The sequence below is a fragment of the Streptomyces sp. NPDC025273 genome, assembly GCF_040638585.1.
Taxonomy (GTDB): Bacteria; Actinomycetota; Actinomycetes; order Streptomycetales; family Streptomycetaceae; genus Streptomyces; species Streptomyces cinereorectus.
The window spans coordinates 84441-101511 of sequence record NZ_JBEZYP010000015.1; the positions used below are offsets into that span (position 1 = coordinate 84441).

A 17071-nucleotide genomic window follows, 5' to 3' on the forward strand; every position below is an offset into this window, starting at 1 on the left:
CCTGTCTGTGTCAGTCGCCGCGGCCCTGACGGCCCGTGAGGCCGGCCGGGCAGTGCCGTGGGCCGGCCGCCCGCCCGATGGCCGCCTCCACCGCGCCGATGCGGTCCGCGAGCAGCCCCAGTGCGGCGACCGCCCGCGTCATGGGGTCGCCGTCCGGGCCGCCGAGCGCCTGGGTGCGGACGTACGAGGCGGTGACCGCGGCCCAGCGGTCGGCCTGTACCGGGGTGAGGGTGCCGCGCAGTGCGGCGAGCTTCAGCAGATTCGCCTCGGCGCCCGTGGTCAGGGTCTGCGCCTCGCCCGCGTAGTGGTCGTCGATGACGGCGGCCAGCTCGGCGTCGTTCATGACGGGCACGATCCGCTCGGCGATCTTGTTCATGTTGCGGTACGAGCCCTGCAGCCGGAACGGCGGCTCGGTGCGCGTCGCGTCGGTCCGCGCCGCCGACGCGATGTACGCCGCGTTCACCGCGAGGACGGTGTCCCGGGCGGTGAGCAGATGGCGCAGGACGGAGACGATCCGCTCCAGTTCGGCGGGCGTGTACGGGTGTTCGAGGCGGTCCGCGCCGGTGCCGGTGCCGGAGGCCAGGCGTACGAGGAGGGCGAGGTCCTCACGGGAGCGGGCGGCCAGCGGGGCGAGGACCGGGTTGGCGGTCAGGGCGTTCTCGACGAAGCTCAGCGCGAAGACGTCCTCCCGGCCGCTCAGGACCTCGCCGAGGTTCCACACGTCGGCCCGGTTGGCGAGCATGTCCGGGATCCGGAAGCGCTCCCCGGACTCGGTGTAGGGGTTGCCCGCCATGACCACGGCGAACCGCTTCCCCCGCAGGTCGTAGCCGCGCGGCTCACCGTCACGCACCCCGTCGACCCGGCGGGTGGCATCGCAGAGCGGAATGAACTTCTGGAGCAGCTCGGGGGAGGTGTGCTGGATGTCGTCGAGGTGGAGCAGGGTGTTGTTGCCCGACTCCAGAGCGAAGTTGATCTTCTCGATCTCCCGGCGTGCGGTGGCGCTGCGGGCCTGTGCCGGGTCCAGGGACGTGACGTCGTGGCCGAGGTTCGGCCCGCTGACCTTGACGAGGACCATGCCGAGCCGGTCGGCGACGTACTCCATGAGTGTCGTCTTGCCGTAGCCGGGCGGCGACACGAGGAGCAGCAGCCCCTGCGAGTCGGTGCGACGGTCCGCGTCGGCGGTGCCCAGCTGCTTGGCGAGGCTGTCGCCGATGAGGGGCAGGTACACCTCGTCGAGCAACCGGTTGCGGACGAACGCCGGCATGACCCGCGGCCGGTGGTCGTCCAGGCGCAGCCGGGTGCGTTCCGCGGCGACCAGGGTGGTGCGCAGCCGCTGGTACGCGCGGAATCCGGGGACGGTGACGGTGCGGAACTGGGCTGTACGGGCGAGGAGCTCGTCCAGCCGCACCGCCAGTCTCCCGCCGTCGACGCGCGGGTGGTCGCCGAGGAGGCCCTCGACCGTCGCGGTGAGCGGGGCGTCGCACTCGTACCGCCCCAGCTCCGGGCACAGCTCCACGGCGACGGCCTCCGCGAGGTCCCCGTCGTCCACCGCCGAGCCGCTCGCGGCGGCGTAGGAGGTGAGCCAGCCCTCGACCAGCTGGCGCCGGGCCGGCAGGTCGTCGGCCAGGGCAGCCAGGTCCTCGTCGTACGCCGCCGTGCCCGTGGCCCGGCGGAACGCGTCCAGGAACGTACGGGTGGCCGTGCTCGTGACGAACCCGGCAGGCCCGCGGGTCAGCTCCTCGAAGAGGTACGCGGCGACCGCGGCCCCGGACCCCATGGCCGCGGCCCACTCCTCCTGGAGCGCGGCGACGGCCGGGGTGAGCCCGAACGTGTCACGGGCGCGCGCCAGCGACACCGCCCGCCGGGCCCAGGACGCGCGCCGGGCGTCGTCCGCCCCGTACGTCCAGAAGAGCTGCGCCGCCGCGCGCACGGCGGGCGGGAAGCGCAGCAGCCCCGCGCCCGGGTGCAGCCGCAGCAGGGCGGTCAGGATCGCGGTCGCGTCCTCGTCGTGCACGCCGCGCTGATAGCCCTCGTCGTACGCCGCCGCTGCCGTCTCCCGCACGAGCGCGGCGAGGTCCGGGGCGGCGCCCAGGGCATCCGCGCCGTGCTCCTCCAGGAGGCGGGCGGCCAGGTGCTCGGACCGGTAGACGGCCGCGGACTCCGAGGGCAGCAGCTGGTCCCAGTACGGGCGGGTCGCCGCGAAGCGCGGGTCGGTGACCGGGGCCCGGTAGTCCGTGCCGGTCAGCGCGAAGGCGAGTCCGTCGCCGGACGGGACCAGGGTCAGATCGAACGGCTGGGTGTTCACCGCGAACCGGTGCCGGCCGAGCCGGATCACCGACCCGCCGTCCGCGTACAGCTCGCCGCGGTCGCGCAGTGCCCGCCCCGCCTCCTGCCGGGCCGCCTTCAGCCGCCCGTCGAGCTCCTCGGCGCGCACCGGGTCGCCGAGCCCGCGCAGCTCCTCGGCGGTGCGGCGGACCTTGCCGACCATGGGGTCGGAGGCGAAGTACGTGTGGACCGCGTCCAGGTCCTCCAGCGAGGCCAGACGCCGGGTGACCGTCTCCAGGACCCGGTTCGCCGAGTCCGCGAGCCGCTCGGCCCGACGGGCGCGGGCATCCTGCAGCGTCTGCCTGCGGGAAGAGAACGCCTCGTACACCTCCGCACGGCGCTCGGCCAGCCGGCCCAGGAAGTCGTCGGACTCAGCGAACCGGGACTCCAGGTTCTCCAACTGGAGCAGCACCCGCGCCAGTTGCTCGTCGCAGGCGTCGGGGGAGTCCCCGGCGGCCAGCGCCCCCGTGACGGTCTGCCCGAGCAGCGCGAACTCGGCGGCGAACTCGGCCCGTCCCTCGCGGGACAGCAGCTCCGCGCGGCGGGCGTCCAGCGTGGCGCGGGCACGGTTGGCGCCGCCCAGCACCTCGGCGATCCGCTCCAGGATCGACGTGCGGACGCCCGCGTCGCCGATGTCGAGCCCGGCGACGACGTCCGTCACGGTGCCGAGGCCCTCGGTGATCCCGGTCAGCCGGTCCGCGACGGCACGGGTGTCGGCGACGCCGGCCGCCGCGCCCGCGGCTTCCGTGAGCTGTGCGAGGTCCTCGTGGTAGCCGGTGAACGCGTCCTGCCCGGCGAGGAACGCCACGGCCCGCCGGGCGGCGGAGGCGAGGTCGTGCTCGGTCTCGGCGGAGAGCTCGGCGATGCGGCCGGTGTCCGCGTACCGCATCTCGGCGAGCGTCGCCAAGTGGCCGTGGGCGCGGCGCAGTTCGGTGAGCTGGGTCACCCAGGCGGCGGCCGTCCGCGGCGCCTCGCCGTGGATGCGGCGGACGAGTGCGGTGAGCCGGGCGGCCGTCTCCGCGAGGGCGTCGGCGGCCTGCCGGGTCAGCTCCTGCACCGTCCCGAACTCGGCCAGGACCTGGTGGGCGGTGGCCCTCAGCTCCTCCAGCGGCTCGGCGAGCGCGCCCAGGTCCGGGTCGGCGAGCCAGTGGTAGCGGTCGCCGGCCCTGGCGCAGTCGGCGACGAGCTGCCGGTACACGGCGGTGGTCGGGGTCATGTCCCGTACGCCGTGCGCCAGGGCGAGGCAGTCGGAGATCCCGCGCACCAGGTCGGCGTTCCCGGTCCGGGCGAGCGGGCCCGTGCCGGCGGGGCGGGAGGCCGCGTAGGTGTCGGAGACGTACGGGGTCTGCCAGCGCTGCAGGGGGTGGACGCGCCCGGGCCCGTCGTCACTCCCGCCGCCGCCCCTGAGCAGGATCAGCGTGCCGTCGTCGAGGAGGGCGTGGCCGCGGCCGAGCAGCGGGGTGGCGACCTCCTGCCGGATCAGGTTGTAGGGCAGGAGCAGGGTGCGGCTCTCGTCCCGGGACCGGAAGACGTACAGCACGTCCTCGCCGTTGGGCGAGTGGACCGCGCCCTCGAAGACCGGGTCGGTGAGCTCCTCGGCCGTCTCGAAGGTCCTGGCGGAGCCGGTGGTGAGGTAGTAGCCGCCGGGGAAGATGATGCCCTGGTCCTCGGGCAGCCGGTGGCAGGACGGCCCGATCGCGTCGAGCCGCCGGACGGTGGAGAGCAGCGTGTTGAAGACCAGGTAGCGCCAGTGCTCCTCCTTGTACGGGCGCACCCGCAGCAGGATCAGCGGTCCGGCCTCGGCGTACTCGACGTCGGCGTCCGCGAGCGACTGGAGCGGCTCGTCGACGGGCTCCTCGTGGATCCCGTCGGGAGACTCGGTGTCGTCGACGGTCTTGACCGTGAGGCTGCCGTGCAGCGTGTCGACGAAGACCGTGCCGAGGATTGCGATGTGCGGGTGCCGCCCCGGAACATGCGCGTCCCGGCCGGCCGGGGTCCAGTCGACGTCGTGGGACGGCGGGAACACGTGGTCCCGGTCCCCCCGGGCGTCCAGGAACGCCCCGGGCGCACCGTCCGGGCCGAGCGCCCAGCGCAGCACGCGGACGTCCCCGGCGGTCTCGCCGGTACGGAAGACGGCGAGCAGCCGGCCGTTGACGCGCCGCAGCCGGAGCAGGCGGGCGCTGCGGTAGTAGCGGTGCAGCCCGGCGAACTCCCTGACGAACGCCTCGTCGCCGAGCAGCCCGGCACCCGCCTCCTCCAGCCCGGCCCCCCGCAGGACGAGTACGTCACCCACGGCCGTCTCCCCGCCCGCCCCGGGCCCGCGCTCGAAGCCGAACAGCAGCTGCCCGCCCACGGCGACGAGATCCCGGGCGGTGGACTCCCGCTCCGTGGTCACCCGCTCGGTGGCGAGCAGCCGCAGCCCGGTCGACCCGAACTCCTCGGTCCGCCGCACATTGAGCGCCTCGGCCCGCCGGACCAGCTCGGCGGCCTGCGCGCCGAGCCGGCGCCGGAGCACCTCGTAGGCACCGGCATCGGTGAGTGTGGTGTCGCGGTCCATGCGTACGGCTCCCTACGAGATGTCTACGTCCGACCCACCGCCCCCGGCCCGGGCCCGCAAGGCCGGCCCCTACACCGGGGACGGGATGCCCGGCCGGCTGCGGCCCGCCCGGCGTCCGGGGACACAGCGCCCCCGGCTACCTCGCAGCCGCCCCGTTCCGGGCCGCCGGAGAATCCCCGGCCCCGGCACCCGCTCCCGCACCCGTCCCGGTCAACGAGGACACCGTCATCCCCGCCAGCCCCAGCTCCTCCGCCGCGGCCAGCAACTGCCGTACCTGCCCCGAGGCCGCGCCCGAAGTCCCCCGCATCAGCCGCATCAGCAGCGCCGACACCGTCAGGTTCTGCACGTCCCCCGTGGAGACTGACCCCAGCACCCGGGTCAGGTCGTCCGTGAACGACGCGCTGCCGTCCAGCCAGGGACCCGCCAGCGCCTGCGCGGTCTTCGAGTGGTCCACGAACCCGTCCATGCCGCGACCGAGCGAGATCGACGACACGATCCGGTCGAGGAAGACCGAGTCGCCGCCGACGATGTCGATGTCCGCGTTCTCCAGCCCCGTCGCCAGCACCGTGGCCTGAGCCTGGGCGACCTGCCGCCGCACATCGAACTCGGCCAGCCGGATCTCCTTCTCCGCGGCCAGCCGCAGCCGGTACTCCTCGTGCCCGCGCGACGCGTCGTCCAGCGCGGCCATCGCCGCGGCCTTCTGCGTGAGTCCCTCCGCCTCGGCCTTCAGCTTCTCGCCGATCACCGCCGCGTCCGCCGTCGCCTGGGCCCGTGTGCCCTCCGCGACCGCCAGCGCCTTGAGCCGCGAGCCCTCCGCCTCCGCCCTGAGCCGCGCCTCCGTCGCCCGGCCCTCAGCGAGTCCGGCCTTCTCCGTGACGTCGGCCTCCGCCTCCCGGACCTGGACGTCCGCCAGCCCCGCGGCGGCGGTCTCGGCCTGGATGCCTTCCGCGAGCCGCAGCTTCGCCTGTGCGTCGAGGTCGGCGGTCTTCAGCCGGGCCTCCGCGAGCGTCAGCTGCTCGGCCGCCAGGTGCGTCGCCGCCGCCTCCGCGGCCTCGGCCGCCTTGATGTCCTTGACCAGCTTCTCCTGCGCTTCCGCCTCGGCCGCGATGATGACCGACCTGCGGGTGCGCTCCGACTCCTCGACGGCCCGCAGCGTCAGGATCGACTCCTCCTGCTCGGCGACCGTGCGGTCCACCGCGATCCGCTCCCGGATCACGTCCGCGACCTCGCGGCGCTCGGCCTCGACCTCCTTCGTCGCGGCGATCCTGTTCAGCTCGGTCTCACGCTCGCGCCCGATGACCTCCAGCAGCCGGTCCTTCTCGATGCGCTCGTTCTCCACGGCTATGACCCGCTCGCGGTTCTTCTGCGCGACCGCGACCTCACGGGCCTGGTTCTCCCGCTGGATGCCGAGCTGCTCCTCGGTACGGATGAACGCGCTCTGCGAACCGAGCCGCTCCTCCTCCTGCACCCGGGCGGTGGCCGCCTCCTCGCGGGCCCGCAGCGTCTCGACCTCGCGGCGCTGCTTGATCTCGGCCTCGGCCTGCCGGCGCTCCAGCTCCAGGATGGTCTCGCGGGCGTCGACGTCCTGCCGGGTGATCTCCTTCTGCTCCGTGCGCTGGAACTCGTTGGTCCGCACGTGCTCGATCGCCGTCAGTTCGGTGATCTTCCGGATGCCCTGCGCGTCCAGGATGTTGGCGCCGTCGAGCTGCGCCATCGGCGTCTGCTCGAGGAAGTCGATCGCGGCGTCGTCGAGGTGGTAGCCGTTCAGGTCGGTCCCGATGACCCGGATGATCCGGTCCCGGAACTCCTCGCGCTTGGTGTACAGGTCGACGAAGTCGAGCTGCTTGCCGACGGTCTTGAGCGCCTCCGAGAACTTCGCGGCGAAGAAGTCCTGGATGGCGACCTTGTCGCTCGCCCGCTCCGTACCGATGGCCTGCGCCACCTTGATGACGTCCTCCACGGTCTTGTTGACCCGGACGAAGAAGGTGATGTGGATGTCGGCGCGGATGTTGTCCTGGCAGATCAGCCCTTCGCGGCCGGTACGGCGGATCTCGATGGTCTTCACCGAGATGTCCATGGTCTCGGCCTTGTGCAGCACCGGCAGGACGACCGCACCGGTGAAGGTGACGTCGACCTTCTTGGTCTTGGAGATGATCAGCGCCTTGCCCTGCTCGACCTTGCGGAACAGGCGGGTGACGACGAGGAGCAGAGCAACGGTGATGAGCAGGACAACGGCGACGATCACGCCGATGCCCAGGGAGATGGCATCCATGTCAGTCCTTGGCGGCTGGTGAGAAAGGGAGGAGGAAGGGCGCACCGTCGTGTGAGGACGGCACGCGGAACCAGGGCCCGGAGGGCCCGGAGCGTCCGACGGTGGGTCAGCCGGCCTCGCGTGGCAGTGGTCGCGGTCCTGGGTCGAGCGCCGCGTCGTACGGCGACACCCAGAAGAACTCGCCCTCCGCGTCGTACGCGTAGAGAAGCCCCGCACCGCCCGCCACGAGCAGGTCACCGCCGCCGGACGCGTCCGGCCGCTCCAGCCGGCGTACCTGCACGATCGCGGTCGAACCATCGGCCGCCGCGACCTCCGCCTGCCCGAAGCCGGCAGTGACGGAACCCGTCCGGATCGTGCAGACCTGCCCCACGAAGTCCTGGCGCGAGGGAGGAGGTTGTGCCGGGAAGTACCGGCGGAAGTGACGTACGAGCATGCGGACCACCCCCCAGGCGATCAGCAGGGCGGCCGCCAGTACGAGGACATGGAGCAGGGAGCGCGCGGTACCGGTGACGCCGGCGCGCACCACCAGGACCGACCCCGTCAGGCTGATGAACCAGGAGACGACGACGGCCAGTGACACCGAGACGGATACCGGCACCCCGCCGACGCCGACCGCGTCGGCGTCGAGGTCGGTGTCGAAGGAGTCGTGCGCGGCGGCCCCGGCCAGCACCAGCAGCCAGAAGCAGACGACGACCACCAGGGCGGCACCGAACAGGACGGCCGGGAAGGCGAGTGCCGCGGAAAGGAAAGCGTTCATCCGGTCCCCCCTGTGACTCTGCGCGTCCTTGTGCGGTCCAGGAGGCCGGGCGACAGCCGGGGCACCGGCGCCGCGACACCGCGAACGGTCCCGCAGCAACCGGTATTTCCCCCGTGACCCCCGTGATTCCCCCGTGTGTTGCTGAACAGATGGTGTCAGCCGGGGGCGTCGCCACGCATTGCCGGAATCCGGCAAACTTGGTGGGGTCACCCTGCCGGATACCGGCACACCGACTCCTGCGTCGGCGGACGGAGACGCTGACATACGTACGGAGGAACGCACCATGGCGGAGCCGGAGATCACCGCGGATGTCCTGGGGGACTACGCCCGCATCCTGGCCGAGGTCGCGGACACGGGCCGTCGGCTCACGCGCGACGAGCTGGAGACCAGGCGCACCCTCGGCAGGGGGGCCGCGGAGGCGGGCCACCAGCTGCGTGCCCTGGTGAACCTCCATCTGTCGGCGACCCGTTCGGCCTGGCCGCACACCGTGATCGGGGCGGGCGCGAGCGCCGGCGATGCCGTGCTGGCGGCCGTGGAGCAGGCCGTCGACGCCTTCGCGGAGGGTTTCGAGCGGGCGCAGCGGCTCACGGTGCGGCGCGAGGAGGCGGCGCGGCGGGAGTTCATCGACGACCTGCTCTACGGGCGCAGCGACCTGGGCCGGCTCGCGGAGCGCGCCACACGGTTCGGGCTCCGCCTCTCACGCGCGCACGCCGTCGCGGTGGCCGCGGGCCCCGAGGCGTACACCGAGACCGACGCCGTGCCGCGCAACGTGGAGGCGGCCCTGCTCGCACGCTTCAGCGGCCGGAAGATCCTGCTCACCACGAAGGACGGCCGTCTCGTCTGTATCGCTCCCGGCAGCCAGCCGGACGTCCTGCGGTACTTCGCCAAGCAGGCGCACGCGGCGACGGACGGCGGCCAGGTGGCGGTGGGCCGCCCGCACCGCGGTCCCGGCGGGGTCGTCCACTCGTACGACGAGGCGCTCGACGCGATCGACCTGGCCCGGCGGATGGGGCTCGACGAACCGGTGCTGTACGCCGCCGACCTGCTGGTCTATCCGGTGCTGACCCGCGACCGGCAGGCGATGGCCGATCTGGTGCGCAGCGAGCTGGGCCCGCTCCAGGAGGCCAGGGGCGGTGCGGAACCGTTGCTGCGGACGCTGTCGGTGTACTTCGACGCGGGCTGTGTCGCCGCGGAGACGGCCCGACGGCTGTCGCTGAGCGTGCGCGCCCTGACCTACCGGCTGGAGCGGATCCACCAGCTCACGGGCTCCGACCCGTCCGATCCGATGCACCGCTACACGCTGCAGACCGCGGTGATCGGTGCCCGGCTGCTGGACTGGCCGGCGAAGGAGCTCTGACCTGGGCGGGCGGGGCCCGGTGCGGGGTGGCCGGGGGCGCACAGGGGGGTGCAGCGCCCCCGGCCCGCCGGATGCGGACCGGAGTGGGTGGTCCGCGGTCGTCCGGCGTCATGGAGCGTACGGCCCGTCTGCTCCCCGGGCCGTACGGGGGAGTCGTCCTCCAGGCGCACCGCCGATGACGATGCGGTCCGGATGAAAGCCCCGGCCTCGGCGGCCCGGCGCGGAAGCGGGCGGGGAGCCGTCCGGCCGGGCGTCCGCCCGCTCGGCCCAACGCAGCTCCCCGCCCCTTCTGCGTTCCCTGTCCCGCAGGTCAGTCGGCGTCGCGCCCGGCGGGCTCCGGCGTGAGGTCGTCGTGGGAGGGCTTCGGCTCGTCACGCGCCACGGCGGGTGCGGCCTTCTCCCCCTTGTCGGCCAGCATCGCCTGGAGCCTGGTGGCGGCCGGTTCGGTCCAGCGGGCGGTGAGGGGTCCGACGATCACGAGAATCAGCACGTACGCGGTGGCGATGGGGCCGATCCGCGGCTCCGTCGCCACGGCCAGACCGGCGATGACGATCGAGAACTCGCCACGCGCGACCAGCGTGCCGCCCGCGCGCCAACGGCCCCGCGGACCGATCCCGGCCCGCCGCGACGCGTACCAGCCGGTGCCGATCTTGGTGAAGACGGTGACGATCGCCAGCAGCGCCGCCGGAAGCAGCACGGGCGGGATGTCCGCCGGGTCGGTGGACAGACCGAAGAACACGAAGAAGACGGCGGCGAAAAGGTCCCGCAGCGGCGTCAGCAGCTTGCGGGCACCCTCGGCGACCTCACCGGACAGGGCGATGCCCACGAGGAACGCACCGACGGCCGCGGACACCTGCAGCTGCTGTGCCACCCCGGCCACCAGGACGGTGAGCCCGAGGACGACGAGCAGGAGCATCTCCGGATTGTCGGAGGACACCGCACGGCTGATGAGCCGCCCGTGCCGCAGCGCCAGATACAGCACGAACCCGACGGTCCCGAGCGCGATCAGCAGAGCGATGCTGCCACCGGCCAGGCCGACTCCGGCCAGCATCGCGGTGAGCAGCGGGAGGTAGACGGCCATGGCGAGGTCCTCGATGACGAGGACACCGAGGATGACGGGCGTCTCGCGGTTACCGAGCCGCCCCATGTCGGTCATCACCTTGGCGATCACGCCGGACGAGGAGATCCAGGTGACCCCGGCCAGCGCGACGGCCCCCACGGGCCCCCATCCGAGCATCAGGCCCGCGATCGCACCGGGCGTCGCGTTGAGCACGAAGTCGACGGCCCCGGACGGATACTGCGTCTTGAGACTCGTGACGAGCTCGGAGGCGCTGTATTCGAGCCCGAGCAGGAGGAGCAGGAGGATGACACCTATCTCCGCCCCGATGGCGGTGAACTCCTCGCTGGCACCGAGCGGCAGCAGCCCGCCCTTGCCGAAGGCCAGACCGGCCAGCAGATAGAGGGGGATCGGCGAGAGCCCGACCCGTCCGGCGAGGCGCCCGATGATGCCGAGCCCCAGAATGACGGAGCCCAGCTCCACCAGCAGCGCAGTCGTGTCGTGCACGGTCAGCCCTCCGCAATGATCTCGGAGAGCGCGTCGACGCCCTCACGTGTGCCTACGACGACGAGCGTGTCCCCGATGGCCAGCCGGAAGTCCGGCCCCGGAGACGGATGCGCACTGTGCGTACGCAGAACAGCCACGATCGACGCACCGGTCCGCGTCCGTGCCTTCGTCTCCCCGAGCAGCCGCCCGCCGTAGGGGGAGCGGGTCCCGAGCGGAATGTGCTCGGTGACGAGATCGATCCCCTCGGTCCGCACGGCGTCGATCGGCGCGGCGTCGATGAGATGGGCGAGCCCGGTGGCCTCAGCGGTGGTCAGGGGCACGGAGAGCCGGCACGAATCAGGGTCGTCCTTCTCGTAGAACCCGAGGAAACGCCGTCCGTCATGGTGCACGACCACGGAGATGTGCTGTCCCGACTCGGTGGTGTAGTCGTACTGAACGCCGACTCCTGGCAGCGGTGTGCGGTGGGTTCCCATGGCTTCCTCCCGAGGAGCGCGGCGGTCCGGCGCGGCTTGTTGGTGATCTCTTTAGCTGCCCATTACCCTAACCGGCGGCGATTTTCGGCCGCCTGGCTGACGGACCGGCCGGGCCGGGCGGCGACCGCGCGGCGGGCGTCCGGAACCGGGCGGCGGTGCTGTCGGCACGTCGTGATATCCATCCCTGCCGTCGGGCTGCGGCGTGGAAGCTCTGGGCGGAGCGGCGGGAGGCCGAGGACCGGGCGGTGGCGGGCGAGGATCCGGACCGCCGTATCCCGTGGCGGGAGCGGGTCGCCACACAGGGTGTGTGAGGCCGGGGCATACGGAAGGGCCCGGCGGTGAGGGTTCACCGCCGGACCCGGTGGAGCAGGGGTGCGTCAGTCCGTTACCTCGATCTTGTCGTCCGCGTTCGCGGGCCGCGGTACGGCGACGGCCGCCTGCTCGGACGCCGCGCCGCCGCCGGTCCTGCCCTTGAGGTTCTGGAGCAGCGCGCCCAGGTCGACGCCCGTGGTCGAGCTCAGCAGTTCCATGCCCTGGGCCACGTTGTCGGTGACCGTGCGGGCCAGCTGGCCGGCGCCGTCCGTCGAGATGACCGTCAGCTTGTCGATGGCGCTCAGCGGCTCGGACGCCTTGGCGACGACCTGCGGGAGCACCTCGACCAGCATCTGGAGCACGGCGGCGTCACCGTACCGGGCGAAGGCGTCCGCCTTCTTCTGCATGGCTTCGGCCTCGGCCGCACCCCTGGCGGCGATGGCGGCGGCCTCGGCCTCTCCCTCGATGCGTACGGCGTCGGCGAGGGCCGAGCGGTGGAGCTTCTCGCCCTGTCCGGTCAGGCGGGAGCGCTCCGCGTCCGCCTCGGCCTCCTTGACCTGGGCGATGCGACGGGCCTCGGCCTCCTGCTCCGCCTGGTAGCGGGCGGCGTCGGCGGGCTTGCGGACCTTGGTGTCGAGCTCGCGGTCGGTCAGGGCGGCCTGGCGCTGGGCGACCTTCTCCTGCTCGGCGAGGACCTCCTGCTGGCGGGCGGCCTCGGCGAGGGGGCCCGCGGCGTTGGCCTTGGCCGCGGCGGCCTCCGTCTCGGCCTTGATCTCGGCCTGCTTCAGGTAGAACGTCCGCTCCGCGATGGCGATCTCCTCGGCCGCCTTCAGCCGGGCCTGCTCCGAGGCACGCCGGGCGATGGCCTCGGCGATGTCGGCCTCCTGCTTGGCGCGCGCGGCCTCGGGACGGCCGAGGTCCTCCAGGTAGGAGCCCTCGGTCGTGATGTCCTGGATCTGGAAGGCGTCCAGGATGAGGCCCTGGCCGGAGAGGCTGGCCTCGGCCTCCTCGGCGACCTGGCCGGCGAACGCGGCGCGGTCGCGGATGATGTCCTCGACGGACATCCGGCCGACGATCGCGCGCAGGGCGCCGGAGAGCACTTCCTGGGTGAAGCCGACGATGCCGTTCTGCTGCTGCAGGAAGCGCTGGGCGGCGGCGCGGATCGCGTCCTCGCTGCCGCCGACCTTGACGATCGCGACGCCTTCGAGGTTGGACTTCACGCCGCGCAGGGTGACGGCGCCGCGTACGGCGACGGGGATGTGCCGGCTGGAGAGGTCCAGGGTGAACTTCTGCTGGACGAACGGCACGACGAAGACGCCGCCTCCGACGACGACCTTCTGGCCGCTGTTGTCGATGCTGGTGCGGCCGGTCACCGGGTCGGTGGACTTCTTGCCGCGGCGGCCGGTGATGATGAAGGCCTGGCTGGGGCCCGCGACCTTGTACCGGGTGATGACCGCGAGGGCCAGGAGTACGACGAGAACGACTATGCCGATGACGGCTGTCACTACTGGACTCATGAGTGGTGTCCCCCTCTGCCTCCCGCGGAGGGCGGCAGTTCTGATCGGACTGTTCGGGCTGTGCGGGAATCGGTCGGGGTGGGCGGCGCGGGTCAGCGCTCGACGGGGCGGACCGTGACCGCGGTGGTCGAGAGCGTGGCCTCGACCCAGATCTCGGCGCCGCGCTCGACCGGGACCGCGCTCTTCGCGGAGAACTTCACGGTCTGGCCCGCGAGTCGCAGCAGGACCTCGCCGTAGCCGTCGGCCGGGATCGGCGTGACGACGGACCCGGAGGTGCCGACGAGGTCCTCGCCACGCGGAGTCGCGGTGGTCTGGTCCCGCATCAGGGCCTGACTGAGCTTCCAGGTCAGCCAGGCCGCGACGACCCCTGCCGCGGCTCCGGCCGCGACCGCGACGGTCGCGCCCGCCTCGGTGGTGCCGAGGACGATCGCGCCGCCGAAGCCGAGCATGGAGAGGAAGCCCGCGATGACGGGCAGCGAGAGCAGGCCGTCGAAGAAGCCGTTCAGCAGTCCGCCCAGGGCGTCGCCGAAGAGCCCTTCGAGGATTCCGTCGAAGATCAGCGAGAGCGTGAGGAGAGCGATTCCCACCAGGCCGAGACCAAGAAGGATGGTCACGCGATCACTCCCCCGACTTTCGCATTCCCCCGGTGTGTTTCCGTCCAACTGGCTGAATGATCCCATGGACCACGGGTGAGGGGTACTGCCGGACCCCGGCAGTCTTTACGCGGTTCTGATGCCGGAAAGCTGCTCGGCGAGGGTGTCCAGCGACTGGAACGTGGCGCCGAGCAGGGCGACGTGCTTCCAGCGCAGCACACCGTCCGGCCCGATCAGGAAGATCGAACGACGGACACCGATCCCGGGTGCCGTGACGCCGTACGCGCGGGCGATCTCCCGGCCCTCGTCGGCCAGGAGTGGCATGCGCAGCTCGTAGGCGCGGGCGAACGACTCGTGACTGTCCACACCCTGTGGACTGATTCCCCAGACCTCGGCGTCGAGCCCCTCGAAGGTCTCGAACCCGGAGGAGTAGGAGCACAGCTGCCTGGTGCAGACGGACGTGTTGTCGCCGGGATAGAAGGCGAGGACGACGGCCCGGCCGCGGGCCGCGGAGAGCGTGTAGTCCCGGCGCTCGAAGGTGTCGTCGGACAGTATGCCGCCGGGCAGGGTGAAGTCCTGCGCGATCTCTCCCGGTTGGGGTCCTGATGCCATGTCGGAAGCTCCTTGGTCTCGGTGTGCGCGTGGATCGGTGCCTCGTGCGGTGAACGGTACTTTCCACGCGTCGACGGGTTCGACCCATCCGTACGGCGTCCGGCGCCGAACATGGGGGGAGAGGGCGGACACCGGCTCCGCACCCCGACCTGGAGGTACGTGTGGCCGAACGATCGCCGTCGGCAGCGGTTCTCATCCTCCACGGCGGCTACGAGACGGGCCTCGCACCGCCCGCGCGCGGAGTCCTGAACCTGCCCGGCCTGCGGATGCTGCCGATCGCCCGCGCCGTGACCCGCGCCGTACGCGTCGGGTCCGCGGTGCGCGGCGAGCCCGGCGGACGCGGCGAGTCCCGCGTGCGCGTGCGCACCGTCCGCTACACGCGCCGCGGCTGGAACGGCACCCGTGCGGATCCGCTGCACGACACCATGAAGGCGCTGGACGCCCTGCGGGACGAGGCGGGAGACATCCCCGTGGTGCTCGTCGGCCATTCCATGGGTGCGCGCGCCGCCCTCCACGCCGCAGGTCACCCGCTGGTCCGGTCGGTGGTCGGCCTCGCCCCGTGGTGTCCGCCCGGCGACCCGGTGACGCAGCTCGGGGGGCGCGACGTCGTCCTGCTGCACAGCAGCCGGGACCGGGTGACGAGTCCCCAGGCCTCCCAGTCGCTGACGGCCAGGGCCCGTCGCGCGGGTGCCCGCACCTGCCTGGTCACGATCCCCGGGAGCGACCATGCGATGCTCCGCCGCGCCCCGGCCTGGCACGACCTGACGAGCACGCTCGTGACCGGGCTGCTGGGACTGGCCCCGGTCCCGGATCAGATCGAAAAGGTGTTCGACCTACCGCCGGGCGCCCCGGCGTCCGACGGGACACTGTGCCTGGACGCGCTCCACCGGAGCGGGCCGGACGGACAGCCCCCGCGGAGATGCGGAGCGGGGTGGGGCGTCCGACGATGAGGGACCCGGTACGCGGGAAAGCCGTGGCCCCGTCCGCTTCCCGTCCGTCGCGTCCGCACCACTGGAGGCTCCGTTGCCCGCCCACGAGCACGCCGACCTTCCGCCGGCCTTCGACGCGGAGGCGGTGGCCGCCCTCGTCGGCGGCACTCCGGCCGGGGTGGCCGTCCTCGACAGCGGGCTGCGCTATCTGTACGTGAACGCGGCACTCGAACGGATCAACGGGGTGCCCGCCGCCGCGCACATGGGCAAGACGATCACCGAGGTGCTGCCGGAGGTCGACGTACAGGCGGACGTCCTGCGGCGGGTGCTGGCCGACGGGCGGCCCCGCGAGGTCACCACGAGCGGCCGGACCTGGGCCGACTCCGCCCCGGAACGGCGCTTCTGGCGCGTCGCCTGCCACCGGCTCGACGGGGACGGGCGTGCGCGGGTGCTCCTCGCGATCGCGCTGGAGATCAGCACCACCCAGAACCAGGAGGAAGAGCTCGAACGGTCCAGGAGCTGTCTGACGCTCCTGGACACCGCGGCCGTCAGCATCGGTACGACGCTCGACGTGGACACCACCTGCCAGGAACTCGCGGACTTCGTCGTCCCCGCGCTGGCCGATGTCGCGGTGGTCGAGATCTTCCCCGTGGACAGGCGTCACTCGGCGCGGCAGCCGGTGTCGGGGCCCCTGCGGCTGAGACGTGCCGGGCTGGCCGCGATCCCGGAACTGGCCGATGCCATGGACCAGTTCGGCGGCCCGGGGTCGGACATCGAGTACCAGGAGGACGCGGCCGTGCCACGCTGCCTGGCCGCCGGATCACCGGTGATCGAGGATCTTTCCGGCGACGGACAGCTCAGCGGCCCCGCCCCCACCCCCGAGCGGGTCGCCGCCTACCGTGCCGTCGGACTGCACTCGGCGGTCGTCGTGCCGCTGACCACGCGCGGGAGGCCGCTGGGCGTCCTCAGCCTTCTGCGGGCCGGGGACTCTCCCCCCTTCACCGAGGGCCAGGACCTCGTCATCGCCCGCGCGCTGGCGGGCCGGGCAGCCGTCGACGTGGACCACGCCCGCCAGTACGTCCGCGAGCACGGGGTCGCCAGGGAGCTCCAGCGCTCCCTGCTCTCCGAACCGCGCCTGCCCGACCAGGGCATCGAGATCGCGACCCGCTATCTCCCGGCCGGGCAGGGCGCGTTGGTGGGAGGCGACTGGTTCGACGCCATCCGGCTGGGGGACGGACGCCATCTCGAAGTGATCGGCGATGTGGCGGGCCACGGTGTGGAAGCCGCCGTCGCCATGAACCACTACCGCTCGATGCTGCGCCTCGTGGCCGAGGACGGCCTGTCGCCGCACCGCATTCTGGATCGGCTCGACGCGGCGGTGGAACGGTCCGGCCTGGACCGGGCGGCCACCTGTCTGCTGGCGGTCGTCGACCGGAAGGCCGGGGTCTGCGAGGTGGCCAGCGCCGGCCATCCGCCGCCGGTGTTCATCGATCCGGGTCCGTCCGGCGCGCGGGTGGCACGCCTGCGGGCGGGGCCGCCGCTCGGTACGGGATTCGGCGGGTACCGCACGACGGTGGTGCCGTGCCCGGCCGGGACGGTGCTGTTCCTGTACACCGACGGCCTGGTGGAGCGCCGGGGGGAGGACATCGACGTCTCCGTCGGACGCCTCACCCGGCTCACCCTCCCGGCGAGCGGGCGGCTCGATGACCTGCTGGACCAGGCCGTGGACCGGTTCGGGGACATGGCGCAGGACGACATCGCGATCCTTGCCTCGCGGGCCCGGGAGCACTGAACTCCCACGCC

Annotated in this window: 11 protein-coding genes; 3 read left to right on the forward strand and 8 right to left on the reverse strand. The window is 72.8% G+C overall.

What is annotated here, in order from left to right:
• Nucleotides 1–10: 10 nt before the first annotated feature.
• The 3 genes from AB0F38_RS23545 to AB0F38_RS23555 all read right to left on the reverse strand — a co-directional run bounded on the left by AB0F38_RS23545 (nucleotide 11) and on the right by AB0F38_RS23555 (nucleotide 7911).
• Nucleotides 11–4882, reverse strand: coding sequence for a DNA repair ATPase (locus AB0F38_RS23545; RefSeq protein ID WP_361896694.1), 4872 nt, complete (start codon nucleotides 4880–4882; stop codon nucleotides 11–13).
• A gap of 136 nt (nucleotides 4883–5018) precedes the next feature.
• Nucleotides 5019–7154, reverse strand: coding sequence for a flotillin family protein (locus AB0F38_RS23550; RefSeq protein ID WP_361896697.1), 2136 nt, complete (start codon nucleotides 7152–7154; stop codon nucleotides 5019–5021).
• 106 nt (nucleotides 7155–7260) lie between these two features.
• Nucleotides 7261–7911 (reverse strand): hypothetical protein, encoded by a 651-nt coding sequence (locus AB0F38_RS23555; protein ID WP_361896700.1) that lies wholly within the window; start codon nucleotides 7909–7911, stop codon nucleotides 7261–7263.
• Between the two features lie 283 nt (nucleotides 7912–8194).
• On the opposite strand from AB0F38_RS23555, the gene AB0F38_RS23560 reads away from it, so the two are divergent.
• Nucleotides 8195–9268 (forward strand): helix-turn-helix domain-containing protein, encoded by a 1074-nt coding sequence (locus tag AB0F38_RS23560; protein ID WP_361896703.1) that lies wholly within the window; start codon nucleotides 8195–8197, stop codon nucleotides 9266–9268.
• A 310-nt stretch (nucleotides 9269–9578) separates the two neighbouring features.
• Here the strand turns inward: AB0F38_RS23560 and AB0F38_RS23565 are convergent, their stop codons facing one another.
• The 5 genes from AB0F38_RS23565 to AB0F38_RS23585 form a co-directional block, all read right to left on the reverse strand.
• Nucleotides 9579–10832 carry a cation:proton antiporter gene (locus AB0F38_RS23565; protein ID WP_361896706.1) on the reverse strand — a complete coding sequence of 418 codons (1254 nt, stop codon included), beginning with the start codon at nucleotides 10830–10832 and terminating at the stop codon, nucleotides 9579–9581.
• Between the two features lie 2 nt (nucleotides 10833–10834).
• Nucleotides 10835–11305 (reverse strand): TrkA C-terminal domain-containing protein, encoded by a 471-nt coding sequence (locus AB0F38_RS23570; RefSeq protein WP_361896709.1) that lies wholly within the window; start codon nucleotides 11303–11305, stop codon nucleotides 10835–10837.
• A 377-nt stretch (nucleotides 11306–11682) separates the two neighbouring features.
• Complete coding sequence (locus AB0F38_RS23575; protein WP_361896712.1) at nucleotides 11683–13134, reverse strand: SPFH domain-containing protein; 1452 nt, start codon at nucleotides 13132–13134, stop codon at nucleotides 11683–11685.
• Between the two features lie 92 nt (nucleotides 13135–13226).
• Nucleotides 13227–13748: a hypothetical protein gene (locus AB0F38_RS23580; protein ID WP_361896715.1), complete on the reverse strand. Its 522-nt coding sequence runs from the start codon at nucleotides 13746–13748 to the stop codon at nucleotides 13227–13229.
• 105 nt (nucleotides 13749–13853) lie between these two features.
• On the reverse strand, nucleotides 13854–14339 hold the full coding sequence (locus AB0F38_RS23585) for a peroxiredoxin (protein ID WP_361896717.1): 486 nt from the start codon (nucleotides 14337–14339) through the stop codon (nucleotides 13854–13856).
• A 161-nt stretch (nucleotides 14340–14500) separates the two neighbouring features.
• On the opposite strand from AB0F38_RS23585, the gene AB0F38_RS23590 reads away from it, so the two are divergent.
• Both AB0F38_RS23590 and AB0F38_RS23595 read left to right on the forward strand, forming a co-directional pair.
• On the forward strand, nucleotides 14501–15289 hold the full coding sequence (locus AB0F38_RS23590; protein WP_361896721.1) for an alpha/beta hydrolase: 789 nt from the start codon (nucleotides 14501–14503) through the stop codon (nucleotides 15287–15289).
• A gap of 73 nt (nucleotides 15290–15362) precedes the next feature.
• Entirely contained in the window at nucleotides 15363–17060 is a 1698-nt protein-coding gene (locus AB0F38_RS23595) for a SpoIIE family protein phosphatase (protein ID WP_361896724.1), read from the forward strand.
• Nucleotides 17061–17071 lie beyond the last annotated feature (11 nt).